Here is an 18,261-nt window from a genome sequence, read left to right on the forward strand (position 1 = left end):
TTATAATAATAAGTACATAAAAAGATAGGTAGATAAATGAAGTTTTCATTAAATAGGGAATTATTACTGAAACCACTTTTATTGGTTTCTGGTGCCGTAGAACGTAAAAGTACATTACCTATCCTTGGTAATATTCTTTTAGATATAAGTGGGCAGTCACTTACGTTAACAGCCACTGATTTAGAGCTTGAAATGGTATCTAGTACGCAAATAGATAACCAAGGTGAGGATGGAAAAATTACTATTCCCGCCCGCAAGCTTCTCGATATCTGTAAAAGTTTACCCGAAGATTCAATGTTATCTTTTGAATCGAATAATGAAGCAATCATTATCAGTACCGGTAGAAGTAAATATTCTTTAGCAACGCTACCTGCTGCTGACTTTCCTAATATAGAAGAGTGGAAAGGTGATGTTGAATTTCAAATATTTAAATCTGACTTGCTTCGATTAATAGAAAGCACTCATTTTTCTATGGCAAATCAAGATGTTAGGTACTACCTTAACGGTATGTCTATAGAGACAGAAGGTAACGAAATTCGCTCTGTAGCTACTGACGGTCACCGTTTAGCGATATGTAAAATTTCGTCTAATGAATTAACACTACCGTCTAGACAAGTTATTGTGCCTCGTAAAGGTATCTTAGAAATTATTCGTTTACTTGACCCAGTCGAAGAAAACGTTCAAGTCTTTTTAGGCTCAAATCATATTCGTATTATTGATAGTGGCTTTTCATTTACCAGTAAATTAGTTGATGGTCGTTTTCCTGACTATCGTCGTGTTTTACCACGCAATGGTGATAAAGTACTCAACACCAGTAAAGAAAATTTACGACAACTATTATCCCGCGCTTCGATATTATCTAATGATAAGTTTAAAGGTGTCCGTCTTAATTTTTCTAAACACGAATTAAAAATTACCGCTAATAACCCTGAACAAGAACAAGCCGAAGAAATATTAGAAATTGATTTTCCTTACGAGGAAGTTGAAATAGGTTTCAATGTAAATTATGTTCTAGATGTTCTAAACGCAATAAAAGAGCCTGAGGTTAAATTTACTTTAGCCGATGCAAATAGTAGTGTAGTTATCGAAGGTGCTGAAAGTAACGAAGCTATTTATGTTGTTATGCCAATGCGACTTTAATGAGTATAGAAAAACTTACCGCTTATGATTTTAGAAATTTAGCAGCAGATACCATTGAATTAAACGATAATATAAATTTTATTATCGGTGATAACGGCAGTGGTAAAAGCAGTTTACTTGAAGCTATTTTTTACTTGGGTCATGGTAAGTCTTTTAGAACGTCGCAAGTTGAAAATTTAGTTACTCACAATAAAAGTAAATTCATTGTTAGTGCTAAAGACGATAAAGGATTACAGTTAGGTGTTGCCAAAGATTTTGCTACCGGCTTAACAGAAATTAAAATTGCTGGAGAAAAGCATAGACAGCTTTCTCAATTAGCAATAAATATTGCGGTACAAGTTATTACACCAGAAAGTTTTAAATTATTTTTTGGTGGACCGAAACAAAGAAGACGTTTCATTGATTTAGGATTGTTTCACGTGAAACATTCATTTTCAGATTGTTGGAAAGAATTTTCAAGAATACTAAAACAAAGAAATGCTTGTTTACGTAATAGGTCTGATGTTGATACCTTAGATTATTGGAGCCAAGTATTCTGCGAGGCATCGGTAAGGGTTGCAAAATTACGTGACGAATATATTAAGGAGCTTTCTTTAGAGCTTCAACCTTGGTTAGAGTTGATGTTGCCTAGTTTAGCTGAAGGTATATCGATATCTTATAGCCAAGGTTGGAATAGTAAAAAAACATTGAGTGATGTGTTATTACAAAATAGAGAGAGAGAAAAAAAAGCAGGCTTTAGTTTATACGGCGCACAAAAGTTTGATGTGAAATTTTTAACGGGTAATGTGGTGATCGACAATCAGTTATCACGTGGCCAACAAAAGTTGTTTTTACTGGCGTTAACTTTTGCGCAAGCTAAGTTAATAGAAAAAGTTAAGCGAGTAAAACCAATTTTATTAATTGACGATGTTGGTGCGGAACTAGATTTAAATTCTAGAACCTTATTAAACAACGCGATAAATAAATTAGACTGCCAAGTTATCATCACGGCAATTGATAAAATCGCAGTAGAACCCTTGGTTCCTACTGATAATAATTATAAGATGTTTCACGTGAAACATGGACAAATCTCAGCAATAGGTAAATAGGCTATACGCTATGACAGTAGAAAATGAATACGGCTCAGACAGTATCAAAGTTCTAAAAGGACTTGATGCTGTACGTAAAAGACCAGGAATGTACATTGGTGACACGGATGATGGCAGTGGCTTGCATCATATGGTATTTGAAGTTTTAGATAATTCTATCGATGAAGCCTTAGCAGGTCATTGTACTGAAATTGTTGTTAAAATACACATAGACGGCTCTGTATCGGTTAGAGATGATGGTCGTGGTATTCCAACTGACATTCACCCTGAAGAAGGTATTTCTGCTGCTGAAGTTATCATGACAGTACTTCATGCTGGTGGTAAATTCGGTGGTGAAGACTCTGGCTATAAAGTTTCAGGTGGTCTTCATGGTGTTGGTATTTCTGTAGTAAATGCTTTAAGTAGTAAGCTAAAACTGAATATTCGCCGAGCAGGTAAATTATTTGAGCAGATATATCACGAAGGTGTTGCTGAAGCTCCTTTAGCTGAAGTTGGTGTTAGTGATAAAACAGGTACTGAAGTACGTTTTTGGCCAAGTGAAAATACCTTCACAGATATTTTATTTCACTATGACTTATTAGTTAAACGTATCCGTGAGTTATCTTTCTTAAACTCTGGTATTTCAATTCGTTTAATTGATGAACGTGAAAAAGGCAAAGAAGACCATTTTAAATTTGATGGTGGTATTCAAGCTTTCGTCGATTACCTTAATACCAATAAAACACCCGTCAATGAAGAAATATTCTATTTTGATTTAGCGCGTGAAGACGGCATTATTGTTGAAGTTGCTATGCAATGGAATGATGGTTTCCAAGAAAGTATTCATTGTTTTACTAACAATATTCCTCAACGTGATGGTGGTACTCACTTAAGCGGTTTCCGTACTGCTTTAACACGTACACTAAATAGTTACATGGTTAAAGAAGGCCTTAATAAAACGAAGAAAGGTGGTAGCACAGAAACAAGTGCTTCGGGTGATGACGCTCGTGAAGGATTAACCGCGGTAATATCGGTTAAAGTTCCTGATCCTAAGTTCTCATCGCAGACCAAAGATAAATTGGTATCTTCAGAAGTAAAAACAGCTGTTGAACAAGCGATGGGCGAAAAACTTGGTGAATACCTTTTAGAAAAACCTTCTGTTGCTCGTACTATTATCATGAAGATTGTTGATGCAGCTAGAGCGCGAGAAGCTGCTCGTAAAGCCCGTGAAATGACGCGCCGTAAAGGTGCATTAGATATTGCTGGCTTACCGGGTAAATTAGCTGATTGTCAGGAAAAAGATCCTGCTCTTTCTGAACTATATATTGTCGAAGGAGACTCTGCTGGCGGCTCTGCCAAGCAGGGGCGAAATCGTAGAAACCAAGCAATATTACCGTTGAAAGGTAAAATTCTTAACGTTGAGAAAGCACGTTTTGATAAAATGATTTCATCACAAGAAGTTGGAACATTAATCACCGCCTTAGGTTGTGGTATTGGTCGCGATGAATATAATCCAGAAAAACTTCGTTATCACAGTATCATCATTATGACCGATGCCGATGTCGATGGTTCTCACATACGTACATTATTACTGACGTTTTTCTATCGTCAAATGCCAGAAATAATGGAACGTGGTCATATCTTTATTGCTCAACCACCACTTTATAAAGTGAAAAAAGGTAAGCAAGAGCGTTACATTAAAGATGATGACGGCTTAACAGAGTACTTAACAACGTTAGCTCTAGATAGTGCCGAGATTTATGTTAATGAATCAGCACCAGCTATTTCAGGCTTAGCTTTAGAACAGTTAGTGAAACAGTATCGTAAAACGCATGACATTATTAAGCGTGTTTCACGTCAAATACCTGCTGATATATTAGAAAAAATGATCTACAGCAGAGAAATTGTTAAAACTGATTTTCATGATAAAGCGTTAGTAGAAGCATGGGTTGGTGACTTAGTCGCACAATTAGACGAACAAGATGGTAATGGTTCTATCTATTCTGCAGATATTAAGCATGACCAAGAAAGAAATATCTACTATCCAAGTTTTAACGTTCGCCAACATGGTATTGATCATATTTATGATTGTGGTTATGAATTCATTCATTCAAAAGAATTTGAAACTATTTTTGGTTTAAATACTGCTATCAATGGTCTCATTGAAGAAGGTGGTTATGTTAAACGTGGTGAAAAAATTAAAACGGTTACTACTTTTGAAGACGCACTAACATGGTTAATGGCTGAATCTAAACGTGGTCAGTATATACAACGTTATAAAGGATTGGGTGAAATGAACCCAAGCCAGTTATGGGAAACCACCATGGATCCTGAAACTCGTCGTATGTTACAAGTTACCATTGAAGATGCTATTGCCGCGGATTTATTGTTCACTACATTAATGGGTGATCATGTTGAACCACGTAGAAACTTCATTGAAGCGAATGCGTTAAATGTAGCTAACTTAGATATATAGTTAAGCGCGTTATTTTAAAATTATAAATGCCCGGACATCAAATCTGGGCATTTTAACATTCTGCAATACGGTAATAGCTAAAGTAAATTGATTACCGAGTAAAAACTCAAAGTTTGTTAACTTGTTACTAGGTTAATAATAATGCAATCGGTATACTTAATATCATTAGCCGTTATCGGTAAAACTCACACGAATAATGAATCGGAAAATTATGAGTACGTTCAATATAAAAACATTTCAAGGATTAATCTTTCAGTTGCAAGACTACTGGTCACGCCAAGGTTGTGTCATCGTACAACCGCTTGATCTTGAAGTCGGCGCTGGTACTTTTCACCCAATGACATTTTTACGTTCTATTGGTCCTGAGCCAATGAGCAGTGCTTATGTTCAACCTTGTCGCCGTCCAACTGATGGCCGTTATGGTGAAAACCCTAATCGTTTACAACATTACTATCAATTCCAAGTCATGTTAAAACCTTCGCCGAAAAATATTCAAGAATTATACTTAAATTCTTTAAAAGAACTGGGCATTGATCCTTTAGTTCATGATATCCGCTTTGTTGAAGACAACTGGGAATCACCAACGCTAGGCGCTTGGGGATTAGGATGGGAGATTTGGTTAAACGGTATGGAAGTATCACAATTTACTTACTTCCAACAAGTAGGTGGCTTAGAGTGTACGCCAGTCACAGGTGAGATAACCTATGGCTTAGAACGCTTAGCTATGTATATCCAAAATGTTGATAGTATCTATGACCTAGTATGGGCTGATGGTCCTATGGGTACTGTACTTTATGGTGATGTTTTTCATCAAAATGAGGTTGAGCAGTCAACGTATAATTTTGAACATGCAGATGTCGATGCTTTGTTTAATACTTTTGATCAATGTGAAAAAGATAGCCAGAAGTTAATTGCAGCAGGTTTAGCATTACCCGCTTACGAGCAAGTTATGAAAGCCTCACACGCCTTTAACCTATTAGACGCTCGTCACGCTATTTCAGTGACCGAACGCCAACGTTATATACTAAGAGTCAGAACATTATCAAAAGCTTGTGCACAGGCTTATTACGATAAGCGTGAAGAATTAGGTTTTCCTCTTTGTAAAAATAATAATACTGCTGGTGGGAAATCATAATGAACACAGAAACACTACTAATAGAGCTAGGTACTGAAGAATTACCACCGAAGTCATTAAAAAATCTTGCCGTTACATTTTATCAGCAAATAAAAGATCAACTAGATAGCGCAGGTTTAACTTACGAAGATATTCAATGGTTTGCTACACCACGTCGTTTAGCGGTAAAGGTCAGTCAGTTAGTTGAAAAACAGGCCGATAAAGAAATTGAAAAACGGGGTCCAGCCATTGATGTAGCATTTGATGCTGAAGGCAATCCTAGCAAAGCCGCGCAAGGTTGGGCACGTTCCAATGGTATTAGTGTTGAAGAAGCTCAGCGCTTAAAGACTGACAAAGGTGAATGGTTATTACATCGTGCGACACAAACAGGAAAAACCATAGCAGAGTTAATTCCTGCTATGGTCAATATTGCGGTAAGTAAACTACCTGTTCCTAAACCTATGCGTTGGGGCAGTACTCGTACTCAATTTATTCGCCCAGTCCATACCTTGACCATAATGTTTGGCGCAGAAATCATTGTCGGTGAAACTTTAGAAGTAAGTTCAAGTAATGTTGTCACGGGACATCGTTTTCATCATGAAGGTTTCGTTACTTTAGCGCATGCAAATGAATACGAAGACAAACTAACGTCGGCATTCGTTCAAGTTAATTACCAAGAGCGCCAAGCATTAATTTTGTCAGAAATTAATAAAGCCGCTCAGCAATTAGATGGTGTTGCATTAATTGACGATGAGTTATTGGAAGAAGTTACTGGTTTAGTTGAATGGCCGGTAATATTAATTGGTAGTTTTGACAAAGCCTTTTTAGATGTTCCCGCTGAACCACTTATTTATTCAATGAAAGATCACCAAAAATACTTTCCGGTAAATGATAAAAATGGTCAGTTATTAAATAAGTTTATTTTTGTAACCAACATTGAAAGTAAAGACCCTATTCAAGTGATTAAGGGCAATGAAAAAGTCATTCGTCCACGCTTGGCAGATGCGGAGTTTTTCTTTAAAACGGATAAGAGCAAAACGTTAGCGTCACGTTTAGAAAGTTTATCATCGGTATTATTTCAGAAACAGTTAGGAACATTAAAAGAGAAATCTGAACGTATTGCTTCATTAAGCGCAGTTATTGCCGGACAAATAGGCGAGAACACGGAACAAGCAAAACGAGCAGGTTTACTCAGTAAAACTGATTTGATGTCTGATATGGTTTTAGAGTTTCCTCAAGTACAAGGTACTATGGGTAAATATTACGCTGAGAATGATGGCGAAGCACCTGAAGTTGCTCAAGCCTTAGAAGATCAATATAGACCTCGCTATGCTGGTGATGCCTTACCTGAAGGTAATATTGGTTGTGCAGTCGCTATTGCAGATAAAATTGACAGCTTAGTGGGTATTTTTGGTATTAACCAAGCTCCTAAAGGTGATAAAGACCCTTTTGCGTTACGTCGTGCGGCAATTGGTTTGATTCGAATTATCATCGAGAAAAAATTACCATTAGATATCAATACCTTAATTGAAGAGAGTGTTAGTTTATACGGTGAAAAACTTTCAAATGAAAACGTTAATGTCCAAGTTGTTGATTTTGTTTTGGGTAGATTTAGAGCCTATTACCAAGAGCAAGGTATATCAGTTGACGTTATTCAAGCAGTATTAGCCAATGCGCCAACTGAACCTTTAGACTTTGAAAAACGTATTAAAGCGGTAAGTCACTTTAAATCATTGGAACAAGCCGCAACACTAGCTGCCGCTAATAAACGTGTTGGTAATATTTTAGCTAAATTTAGCGGTGAACTTTACCCAACGTTTAAAGCTGATTTAGCCACTGAAACACAAGAAAAAGCGTTAGCTGAAGCATTTAATGAAGTGAAAGCTACGATTGCACCGATGATGTTGGCAAAAGATTACCAGGCGGCATTAACAGAGCTTGCTTGTTTAAAAGCACCGATAGACAACTTTTTTGATAATGTTATGGTGATGGCTGACGATGAAGCGATAAAAACTAATCGTTTAACGCTATTAAATGAAATTAGGAATAGTTTCTTTGCGATTGCTGATGTTGCACTTTTACAATAGGTAAGCGTTAGTCGTATCGACACTTACTTATTAGTGCTGAATATTTAAAAAGGGAAAGTGTTAAGCTTTCCCTTTTTTGATCAAATAAAGGAAAGGTTTTTCATGAGTTTGTTGGGCGATAAGTTCATGATCCATAAAACGACAAAAACTGGGTATATCTCTAGTTGTGGAAGGGTCGTCTGCCGTTATTAATAAAGTTTCTTGAGCGGAAATTTTTCGAATCGATTTCCTTACCATCATGACGGGCTCTGGGCAACGTAACCCAACAGCATCTAATAAATGGTCGGGATTTTTGAAAACATCTTCAGGGTTATTATTCATGGTGATATACAAAGGAGATAATTAATAAGGCAATGTTAGCAAAAAAAATGAAAGCAGGGTATCAAGACTAAATTTTATTTATAAAAACTAAATTATCATTACCTTGTAACGACTTTAAAAGCTAATTTATTGATGATAAGTATCAAGCATTACAGAATGCTAATTTCACTTGCTTTGTTGGGCTATGCATGAAAAATTAAGGGTAACTGCTAACTAGTCTGTTAAGGGTAGAGTTACAGATGTAAACAGAAATATATTTAGGTAGAACGGGTCAATTAACGGCCAAGGGAAGTAAATTTTCTTATAATTAAGGTAACGCTATGTTTCGTTTAACATCGTCAGTGTTAATAATATTCTCACTTTTCCTCTCAAGTACAATTAGTGCAACAACATCAATAAGTCAAACCAGTATTCGTGATGCATTTCAAGAAGCAGAAAAGTACGTCTGGCAACCCAATTCATTGCATTATCAAACCTTGTATCAGCAGTTACACTATTACCCATTGCAGCCTTACTTAGATCAGCAACGATTAATGCATGGTATGAATATGTCATATACAGGTGAAATTAGTCAGTTCCTTGAAACATATCGCGGATCACCACTCGACTGGCCACTGCGTAAAAAATGGCTGAACTATTTAGCTAAACAAGACAACGCATTATTATTTCAGGACTTCTTTAAGCCGACCTCTGATGTGGAATTAACCTGTCAGTATTATCGTTATCAATTACAATCAGGCGTGGCGGAGTCAAAAATTTTACCTGAAGTCACTAAACTATGGGTGGTAGGAAAGTCTCAGCCGAAAGTGTGTGATCCACTTTTTACGCTTTGGCAAAAAGCAGGTTATAGAACCGATGAACGTATATGGCAACGTATAGCTCTGGCTGCAGATGGCGGTAAACACACCTTAATCCCTTATTTGACTCAACTACTACCAAAAAAAGATCAGTATTTAGGCAGCTTATGGCATAAAGTGCGACGTGATCCTGCCTACATTAGCAATATGAAACGCTTTCCACAGAAATCTGTTAAAGAAGCCTCTATTGCCGCTTATGGTTTAAAACGTTTAATTTGGCGTGACTCTGAAAAAGCGTTAAAGACATATAGTAAGGCTATCGAAGTATTACCTTTTTCAGAAGCACAACAACAGCAAATTGTTTTAAAATTCGCTATTGCGTTAGCCAGTAAAAACCATAAAAGCTCAGCGACATGGCTAGCTAAAGTGGATGAGAAACTGCAGTCGACAAACATTGTGCAATGGAGAATGGCTGATCTACTTAGAGCTCAAGATTGGCCAGCGATTAAAGCTGATTTAAGGGCACTACCTGAAACATTACACCAGAAAAATCAATGGCGCTACTGGTATGGACGTAGCCTACTTGAAACTGGAGAAACAGCACTAGGGCATGAAGTATTAAGTGAACTAGCGAATAAACGTCATTACTATGGGTTCCTTGCCGCAAGTGCTATAAAGCAAAGTGTTAACCTACAAAATTATCCATTAGCGATTACTGATGCTGAAAAAGTCGACTTATTGAAAAACCCAGCAGCAAAGCGGGCTTTTGAATTCTTCCATATTGGACGTTTTCATCAAGCTCGGCTTGAATGGAATTATTGGTTATCGCAGTTAAGTGATCGAGAAAAATTGGCCGCATCAAGAATAGCTTATGAAGCACAGTGGTTTGATCGCGCCATTTTTACCTTATCTAAAGTGGGTTATTTGAATGATGTTGATTTACGTTTTCCATTAGCATTTGCTGATGAAATAACGCATTCATCCGGAATTTACAAAATAAACCCTGCCTGGGCATTTGCAATAGCGCGCAGAGAGAGCTCATTTATGGCCGATGCTAACTCACCCGCAGGCGCAAAGGGGTTAATGCAAGTTATGCCCGCAACAGCTAAACATTTACAGAAGCGTAAAGTGACTAACAAGCGTTTATTGAATGCGAAAGACAATATAAAGCTAGGTACAAAGTATTTAAAGCGTTTACTTGACCGACATGATGGTAATCAAGTGCTTGCTACAGCAGCTTATAATGCCGGTCCGTATCGTGTTCGGAGTTGGTTAAAAGGCTTGGAGCCTATGCCAGCGGATATTTGGATAGAGACGATTCCCTATAAAGAAACACGTGAGTATGTGAAAAGTGTTATGGCGTATCAAGAAATATATCAAATAAAAGTAGGGCAGGATGTATCACTCTTTGATCAGATATTTACGATGAGTATTGCTCAGTAAATTCAAACGTTAGAAGAGTATGATATGATATTGGAAAATTTTCAGAGGCGCGATCAATGATCAAATTAGCAACACTTTACCCAGCCCATATTAGCGAACTTCAGCAACGGTCGAAGTCTGTTTTAAAACGTGAGAATCTACAAGGTTTAGTGATTCATTCTGGTCAAGAAATTAAAGTATTTCTCGATGATTATGGTTACCCCTTTAAAGTGAATCCTCATTTTAAAGCTTGGTTACCATTAGTGAATATTCCCAATTGCTGGTTGATTATTAATGGTGAAGATAAACCAACACTTATCTATTACCAACCTGTTGATTTTTGGCATAAAATCACACCTTTAGCTAATGACTATTGGAATGATTTTTTTGATGTTAAAGTGCTGACCAAAGCGACTGATGTTGAGAAATTGCTACCCTATGATAAAACCGATTTTGCCTACATAGGCGAACATATCGAAGTAGCAAAAGCGCTAGGATTTAAAAATATAAACCCTGAGCCTTTACTTAATTACATACATTATCATCGCGCTTATAAAACGCAATATGAACAAGAGTGTTTACGTAAGTCGAACGCGATTGCTGTTACTGGTCATAAAGCGGCAAAAAGCGCTTTCTTGCAAGGCTCGTCAGAGTTTGATATTCAGCAAGCCTATTTAAAAGCAACCAATCATACCGGTGACGAAACACCTTATGGCAATATTGTTGCACTGAACACGAATACCTCAATTTTACATTACACCGCTTTAGACCGTGGTGTACCGCAAGCACATCGTTCATTTTTAATTGATGCAGGCGCAAGCTTTAATGGTTATGCCTCTGATATAACACGTACTTATTCATTTAAACGAGATAAGTTTGCTGAATTGATTGCCCGCATGAACAAATTGATGCTCAATGCTGTTGATGGCTTAAAACCCGGGAAAAGCTATGTCGATTTACATATTGAAACCTATCGTGATATTGGTAATGTCTTACATGAATTCGGCTTTATTAATGTTGATGTTGATACAGCAGTTGAAACGGGTATTATTTCAACCTTCTTTCCGCATGGTTTAGGTCATCATTTAGGCTTACAAACTCATGATGTTGGCGGCTTTATGGCCGATGAACGCGGTACTCATGCTAATACACCAGAACAACATCCTTTTTTACGTACTTCACGTATTATTGAAAGTAATCAAGTATTTACCATTGAACCAGGCTTATATTTTATTGAATCATTATTGGCCGATCTTAAAGCTTCAAAAAATGGCAAAATGATAAATTGGGAAAAAATAGAGGCTATGCGTCCATTTGGTGGCATTCGTATTGAAGATAATATTATTGTTCATCAATTGCATAACGAAAATATGACCCGTGAATTAGAGTTGAAATAACCCTTAAGACTATATTTACGACTTTATATTTTATGAACAAACCTTACAAAGTAGCGGCTAACAGTATTGTTGATGAAACAATCGTTAGCCGTAGTCGTTTTATTTGTTTTATTTCCCCATGTACAAGCCACGAAGAGGCTAAAGAACTATTAATTAAGTGTCGAAAATTACATCCTCAAGCAAGCCATCATTGCTATGCATTTCTCACAGGAAAACCAGATGATAGCCAAGGTTATGGCTCTTCTGATGATGGTGAACCTTCGGGTACAGCAGGACGACCGATGTTAGCTGTTTTACAAGGAGGTGATGTTGGTGAGTTATGTGCAATAGTTGTTCGTTATTTTGGCGGTACTAAGCTCGGTACGGGTGGGTTACAACGGGCTTATGGTGGCAGTGTTCGTCAAGCATTATTGTTAGTAGAAACAAGTACAAAAGTTCCTATGGTAGAAAAGCAATTAACGTGCGATTACGGACAGATAAACGATGTCTTGTATTTTGTTGAACAAGCTAAGGGTGAAATTATTCAACAAGACTTTGCCGCTCAAGTAGAATTGATTATAGCGTTACCTGAAGAACAACTAACAAAAGTTAAGCAACAATTACAAACGCTTTCTGCCGGGTTATTAACCCTTAGGTCTACTGACCCTAATATAAGATAATATCAGATAAAAAAGGACACCCTCATGCCACATTGTATTATCGAATATTCACAAGAACTGGCTCAAGAACTAGATATTAAAGAAATTATGTCTGCCGTTTTTGCAGGAGCAGTTAAGTCTTTATTATTTTCTCCGACTGATATTAAAGTAAGAGCAACACCCTTTACATATTTTACTGTGGGAAATGAAAGTCAAACTAGCAATAATCAACAAAGGTTTATTCATGTTTGTTGCAAAATCCTGTCAGGTCGCAATTTAGAACAAAGGCAAGAGCTATCTAAACTCGTGTTAAGTCATCTAAATTCCTTTGCTATTAAATCAATTTCAATTAGCGTCGAAATAGTCGATATGGAACGTGAATCTTATAATAAACGTGTCAGCTGAATAAATTAAAGACGAAATAGGTGATTTAAAGTCGCAGTGTTTATCTTTATGCTTTATCATCAAAAAACATGTGGTCGATGACTTTACTGAATAATAAAAATTAACTCGTGCAAATAAAAAATATCATTCGAATTCTTGGCTTACTGGTTGCTCTGTTGAGTGTAACCATGTTACCGCCTGCTTTAATTGCACTATTATACCGTGATGGTGGTGGTGTCTCCTTTCTGACTGCATTTCTGTTTTGCTTATTTGCAGGTTTACTTGCTTGGTATCCGTTTAAAAATGAAAAAAGTGACTTGCGCGCACGTGAAGGCTTTTTAATTGTCGTTTTATTCTGGGTAGTACTGGCGAGTTTCTCTGCGGTGCCCCTTTTGCTCTTAGACAAGCCTAATTTATCTGTTGCAGATGCTTTTTTTGAATCATTTTCTGGCTTAACAACAACTGGGGCGACCATCTTAAAAGAGATTGATGGTTTACCGCATGCAGTACTTTGGTATCGCCAGCAATTACAGTGGCTTGGCGGTATGGGTATTATAGTTTTAGCGGTTGCCGTTTTACCTATGCTAGGTATTGGTGGTATGCAGCTTTACCGTGCTGAAACACCGGGACCGGTTAAAGATTCAAAAATGACGCCGCGCATTGCCGATACAGCAAAACATTTATGGTATATATATTTATTTTTAACTATTGCCTGTGCGATTAGTTATTGGGGAGCAGGCATGTCTATCTTTGATGCCATTTGTCATGCTTTCTCAACAATTGCTATCGGGGGTTACTCTACACATACCGACAGTATCGGCTATTTTAATAGCCCCGCGATAAATTTTGTTTGTGTGTTTTTCTTGCTGATCGCTGGGGTAAATTTTGCGCTGCATTTTGCTGTATTGCACAGTCGCTCCTTAAAAAATTACTTCTTCGATCCAGAATTTAAAGTCTTTATTGCTATCCAATTTGTCTTAACACTCATTTGTTTAATTGTGCTGTTAGCAACAGGCACTTACGAAGATGGTTTTGAAGCATTCGACCAAGCCTTATTCCAGTCAGTCTCTATTAGTACCACCGCCGGCTTTGCAACAACCAGCTTTGCCGATTGGCCGACATTACTGCCAATACTCTTAATCTTTGCCAGTTTTATTGGTGGCTGTGCGGGGAGTACAGGTGGCGGAATGAAAGTTGTACGAGTGGTACTTTTATATCTACAAGGCTTACGAGAATTAAACCGTTTAGTACATCCTAAAGCCGTTTTTACGATAAAATTAGGTCGTAAAGCTTTACCTGATCGTGTTGTTGAAGCGATATGGGGCTTTTTCTCAGCTTATGCTGCGGTATTTATTATTTGTATGTTGTTACTGCTTGCCACAGGTATGGACGACATTACGGCTTTTACAGCAGTGGCTGCTTGTCTGAATAACTTAGGTCCAGGCTTAGGTGCTGTAGCCGCAAATTTTGCTGAGATCACCGATTTCAGTAAATGGGTATTAATTGTTGCTATGCTCTTTGGGCGATTAGAAATATTTACTTTATTAGTACTCTTTACTCCAGGTTTCTGGCGCTCTTAGATGTAGAGTATAGTGTAATAATAGAAACGAAAAACCCCAGATAAATCTGGGGTTTTTTATGTCTCGAGATTCACTTTTTATCTTAATAAAATGTTAGCGCGTCAACATGGAAAAGTTTCTCTACATCATAAATATAACGTTTATTGACTAAGAAAAGAATAACATGATCTTCTGACATTATCTTAGTGTCAGAGTGAGCAATTAACACTTCATCCTGTCTAACAATGGCGCCAATGGTGGTCCCCGGCGGCAACTTTATTGCTTGAATGGTTTTACCGACTACTTTTGAAGATTTTTCATCACCTTTAGCAATAATTTCAATCGCTTCTGCAGCACCACCACGTAAGCTATATACGTTATCAATACTACCACGGCGTACATGTGTCAATAATGCCGAGATAGTAGCGTGTTGCGGTGATACGGCAATATCGATATCGCTGCCATGTACTAAATCTATATAAGCACTTCGCTGAATTAGCACCATCGCTTTACGTACACCTAAGCGTTTTGCTAACAAAGATGACATGATATTTGCTTCATCGTCGTTGGTGACCGCAATAAACACATCGAATTGATCAATATGTTCTTCGAGTAACAGTTCTTGGTCGGAAGAGTCACCAATAAAAACTAAGGTATCATTGAGCTCAGAGGCTAAGTATTCCGCACGCTTTGGTGAACGTTCAATAAGTTTAACTTGATGATTTTTTTCTAAGATTTTAGCTAAGCCGGCGCCTATATTACCACCGCCAGCGATCATAATTCTTTTATATGAGGCTTCAAGTTTTTGCAGTTCATTCATTACCGCACGAATATGGATAGTGGCAGCAATAAAAAACACTTCATCATCTGCTTCAATAACGGTAGTACCCAGCGGACGGATAGGTTTTCCGTTACGATAAATAGCCGCTACTCGTGTGTCAACATTAGGAATATGCTCGCGCAAAGTTGACAGGGCATGACCAACCAATAACCCCCCGTAATAAGCTTTTACGGCAACTAAACTGACTTTTCCTTGGGCAAACTCTAAGACTTGTAGTGCGCCAGGGTAATCAATTAAACGCGCAATATCACGAGTAACTAATTGTTCTGGAGCAATAACATGGTCTACGGGTATGTTTTTTGATTGAAAGAGTTCTTTTTGGTAGCGTAATATTTGTGATGAACGAATTCGGGCTATTTTATTTGCGGTGTTAAATAAAGTATAACAAATTTGGCAGGCGAGCATATTCGTTGCATCATCACTACTTACCGCGATAACCAACTCGGCATCCTCTGCACCCGCTTGCTTTAATACATCAGGGTGACAGCCATTACCAATAACAACTTGCAAGTCCATTTTATCTTGTAATTCATGCAAGGTTTCTGCGTTGGTATCAATGAGCGTAATATCGTTACGCTCACCAACAAGATTTTCAGCTAATGTTCCGCCCACTTGCCCTGCGCCAATTATTATTATTTTCATAAGTTAACTTTCATTTTTAGTCTTTAAGCGGCAAGGTTGAAAGATCATCAGAGCCTATATTGTTTTTTCTAATTTAGCGTAATAAAAACCGTCCATTGATTGCTCATTTGGCAAGATTTGCCAGCCTATGTCGGTTTTTTCATTTGTTATTGGTACTAATTTAGCATTGTTATTCTCAGATAAGAACTCTTCTATCTGTTGAATATTTTCTTCGGGTAAAATACTACAGGTTGCATAAAGCAAAATACCGCCAGGTTTAAGTAAAGACCAAATGTTTTTTAATATTTGTTGCTGCAATATTGCCAGTTTTTCAATGTCTTCTGCTTTTCTCAACCATTTTATATCGGGGTGGCGACGAATTACACCGGTAGCCGAGCAGGGGGCGTCGAGTAAAATACGGTCGAAAAGTTGTCCATCCCACCATTCTTGTGAAGCAGCATCAGCAGTAATTACCTCGGCTGATAAGTTAAGGCGCGATAAGTTTTCTTCTACTCTTAATAAACGACTTTCTTCAATATCAATGGCCGTCATTTTTGCTAAGTCAGGGGTTAATTCTAGAATGTGGCAAGTTTTACCACCTGGGGCAGCACAACAATCAAGCACAAAGTCACCCGCTTGAGTATCGAGTAATATCGCGGCTTGTTGAGCCGCACCATCTTGAACTGAGATCCAACCATCAATAAAGCCAGGAAGCTTATTAACATCTACAGCAGCAACGAGTTTAATCGCTGATGATTTATCGTCAACGAGTGCTACAGGGATTTCTGCTTGCTCGAGTAAAGCTAAATATTCAGTCACATTATGGTGGCGTTGATTGACTCTTAACCACATCGGCGGTCGCTCTAAATTAGCATTAAGAATTTCTTGCCATTGATCAGGGTAAGCGTTTTGTACCTTTTTGATAAACCAGCTTGGGTGTGAATATTTTATTGGATCAGGTAACTTCGCTGCGATTTCTGCTGCATCGTCTTTGGCTAGGTTACGTTGAACATTACGTAAGACACCATTAATTAAACCTCTTAAAAAGTCGCACTTTAAAGGTTTTGTTGCTGCTACTGTTTCACTTACCGCCGCGTGGTCAGGAATGCGCGTATGCTTTACTTGATATATGCCCACTAGAATAAGAAAGTGGCCAACCCGTTGTTTACCTTTTAATGGCTTATCCATTAACTGGCGTAAGTCATATTCAAGTGCCGGTAAATACCGTAAAACGCCGTAACAAAGTTCTTGTAAAAGTCCTTTATCTTTACCTTCTACTTTTGCTTGAGCTTTGGGTAACTCATCGCTAAGGCTTCTGCCTTTATCAACAACAGCAAAACAACACCTTGCCGCTAGGGCTCTAATATTAGTCGCCATTATTGTTCACTCATGTTGTTTGCAGTTAAATTATTGATATGGCTGTTTTCAGCAAACCATAGTGCTTTTCCGTTTAAAATATCACGCACTGGCATTGGCTTTTTACCGGGTAATTGCAATGATTCTAAGCACAGTGAACCTGAAGTTGTAGCAACAGTAACGCCGTTTTTATTTGCCGAAATTATTGTTCCAGGCAGGCAACCATGAGCCTCATCAGTATAGCTGGCTTGCCAAACCCGAATACGATGTTCGATATTTTTTTCATCAGTAAAGGTAAATTGTGCAACTGGCCATGGTATATAAGCACGAACTTTACGATGAAGTTCTACAGCGGGTAATTGCCAATCTAATTCTGCTTCATCTTTATCAAGTTTGGCCGCATAGTTAGCTAAATTATTATCTTGGGGCTCGGCGCTATGCTTGTTCTCAGCCATTAAATCAAGCGTGCTTAGTAAAGCAATAGGGCCGATATCGGCTAATTTTTCATAGAGTGTGGCGCTAGTATCTTGTTGAGTAATTTCACAGGTTGCTTTAGCTATCATGTCTCCGGTATCTAAACCTTTGTCCATCTGCATAATCGTCACACCTGTTTCTTTATCACCGGCCTCTAATGAACGTTGAATAGGTGCGGCGCCACGCCATTTTGGCAATATCGAGCCATGTACATTTACACAGCCTAAACGCGGCGCTTCTAAAATAACCATTGGCAATAATAAGCCGTAAGCGACAACAACCATAATATCAGCATTATAACTGGCTAGCTTTTCTTGATCGCCAGCGTCTTTAAAATTAACTGGTTGCTCAACAACAATACCATGCGATAAAGCGAGTTCTTTGGTAGCACAAGCGGTTAGCTTTTTACCACGTCCAGCACGTTTATCGGGTGGACAGTAAACCGCGACCACTTCATGATGAGAGTTAATTAGCGCCGCCAGATGTTGTGCAGCAAAGTCTGGCGTGCCAGCAAAAATAATTTTAAGAGCTTTTGACAAAGTTTTATTCCGAATTATATTAATAAAA

Annotated in this window: 14 protein-coding genes; 10 read left to right on the forward strand and 4 right to left on the reverse strand. The window is 37.9% G+C overall.

The features are described 5' to 3' along the window. Positions 1–36 precede the first annotated feature (36 nt). The 5 genes from dnaN (at position 37) to glyS (ending at position 7,884) form a co-directional block, all read left to right on the forward strand. Entirely contained in the window at positions 37–1,140 is a 1,104-nt protein-coding gene (gene dnaN / locus H4J69_RS13185; protein ID WP_070375294.1) for a DNA polymerase III subunit beta, read from the forward strand. Then, complete coding sequence (gene recF, locus H4J69_RS13190; protein WP_070375293.1) at positions 1,140–2,228, forward strand: DNA replication/repair protein RecF; 1,089 nt, start codon at positions 1,140–1,142, stop codon at positions 2,226–2,228. The genes dnaN and recF overlap by 1 nt, the downstream gene beginning before the upstream one ends. Positions 2,229–2,238: 10 nt before the next feature. Beyond that, positions 2,239–4,683, forward strand: coding sequence for a DNA topoisomerase (ATP-hydrolyzing) subunit B (gene gyrB, locus H4J69_RS13195; RefSeq protein ID WP_070375292.1), 2,445 nt, complete (start codon positions 2,239–2,241; stop codon positions 4,681–4,683). A gap of 211 nt (positions 4,684–4,894) precedes the next feature. Further along, a complete protein-coding gene (gene glyQ / locus H4J69_RS13200) occupies positions 4,895–5,818 on the forward strand; it encodes a glycine--tRNA ligase subunit alpha (RefSeq protein ID WP_070375291.1) in 924 nt (307 codons plus the stop codon). Beyond that, the gene (gene glyS, locus H4J69_RS13205) at positions 5,818–7,884 is read left to right on the forward strand and encodes a glycine--tRNA ligase subunit beta (protein WP_182244940.1); all 2,067 of its coding nucleotides are present in this window, start codon (positions 5,818–5,820) and stop codon (positions 7,882–7,884) included. Before glyQ ends, glyS begins: the two co-directional genes overlap by 1 nt. A gap of 60 nt (positions 7,885–7,944) precedes the next feature. On the opposite strand, the gene tusA is transcribed toward glyS, so the two are convergent. Then, positions 7,945–8,205: a sulfurtransferase TusA gene (tusA, locus tag H4J69_RS13210; RefSeq protein ID WP_182222566.1), complete on the reverse strand. Its 261-nt coding sequence runs from the start codon at positions 8,203–8,205 to the stop codon at positions 7,945–7,947. Positions 8,206–8,525: 320 nt separating this feature from the next. Between tusA and H4J69_RS13215 the strand changes: the two genes are divergently transcribed. The 5 genes from H4J69_RS13215 (at position 8,526) to H4J69_RS13235 (ending at position 14,423) form a co-directional block, all read left to right on the forward strand. Next, complete coding sequence (locus H4J69_RS13215) at positions 8,526–10,445, forward strand: transglycosylase SLT domain-containing protein (protein WP_182230300.1); 1,920 nt, start codon at positions 8,526–8,528, stop codon at positions 10,443–10,445. A 56-nt stretch (positions 10,446–10,501) separates the two neighbouring features. Beyond that, a complete protein-coding gene (pepQ, locus tag H4J69_RS13220) occupies positions 10,502–11,821 on the forward strand; it encodes a Xaa-Pro dipeptidase (protein ID WP_070375279.1) in 1,320 nt (439 codons plus the stop codon). Positions 11,822–11,853: 32 nt separating this feature from the next. Then, positions 11,854–12,480: a YigZ family protein gene (locus H4J69_RS13225; protein ID WP_182230299.1), complete on the forward strand. Its 627-nt coding sequence runs from the start codon at positions 11,854–11,856 to the stop codon at positions 12,478–12,480. 24 nt (positions 12,481–12,504) lie between these two features. Then, the gene (locus H4J69_RS13230; protein ID WP_182222570.1) at positions 12,505–12,864 is read left to right on the forward strand and encodes a 5-carboxymethyl-2-hydroxymuconate Delta-isomerase; all 360 of its coding nucleotides are present in this window, start codon (positions 12,505–12,507) and stop codon (positions 12,862–12,864) included. Positions 12,865–12,971: 107 nt separating this feature from the next. Next, complete coding sequence (locus H4J69_RS13235) at positions 12,972–14,423, forward strand: TrkH family potassium uptake protein (RefSeq protein ID WP_070375276.1); 1,452 nt, start codon at positions 12,972–12,974, stop codon at positions 14,421–14,423. Positions 14,424–14,505: 82 nt separating this feature from the next. On the opposite strand, the gene trkA is transcribed toward H4J69_RS13235, so the two are convergent. From trkA to fmt, 3 genes are read right to left on the reverse strand one after another with little or no spacing between them, the layout of a single operon-like run. Beyond that, positions 14,506–15,885 carry a Trk system potassium transporter TrkA gene (gene trkA, locus H4J69_RS13240; RefSeq protein ID WP_070375275.1) on the reverse strand — a complete coding sequence of 460 codons (1,380 nt, stop codon included), beginning with the start codon at positions 15,883–15,885 and terminating at the stop codon, positions 14,506–14,508. A gap of 54 nt (positions 15,886–15,939) precedes the next feature. Next, positions 15,940–17,241 (reverse strand): 16S rRNA (cytosine(967)-C(5))-methyltransferase RsmB, encoded by a 1,302-nt coding sequence (gene rsmB, locus H4J69_RS13245; protein WP_182222571.1) that lies wholly within the window; start codon positions 17,239–17,241, stop codon positions 15,940–15,942. Beyond that, positions 17,241–18,233: a methionyl-tRNA formyltransferase gene (gene fmt / locus H4J69_RS13250; RefSeq protein WP_182230298.1), complete on the reverse strand. Its 993-nt coding sequence runs from the start codon at positions 18,231–18,233 to the stop codon at positions 17,241–17,243. Before fmt ends, rsmB begins: the two co-directional genes overlap by 1 nt. Positions 18,234–18,261 lie beyond the last annotated feature (28 nt).

This window comes from Colwellia sp. BRX10-9 (genome assembly GCF_014077405.1).
In the GTDB taxonomy this organism is placed as follows: Bacteria; Pseudomonadota; Gammaproteobacteria; order Enterobacterales; family Alteromonadaceae; genus Colwellia_A.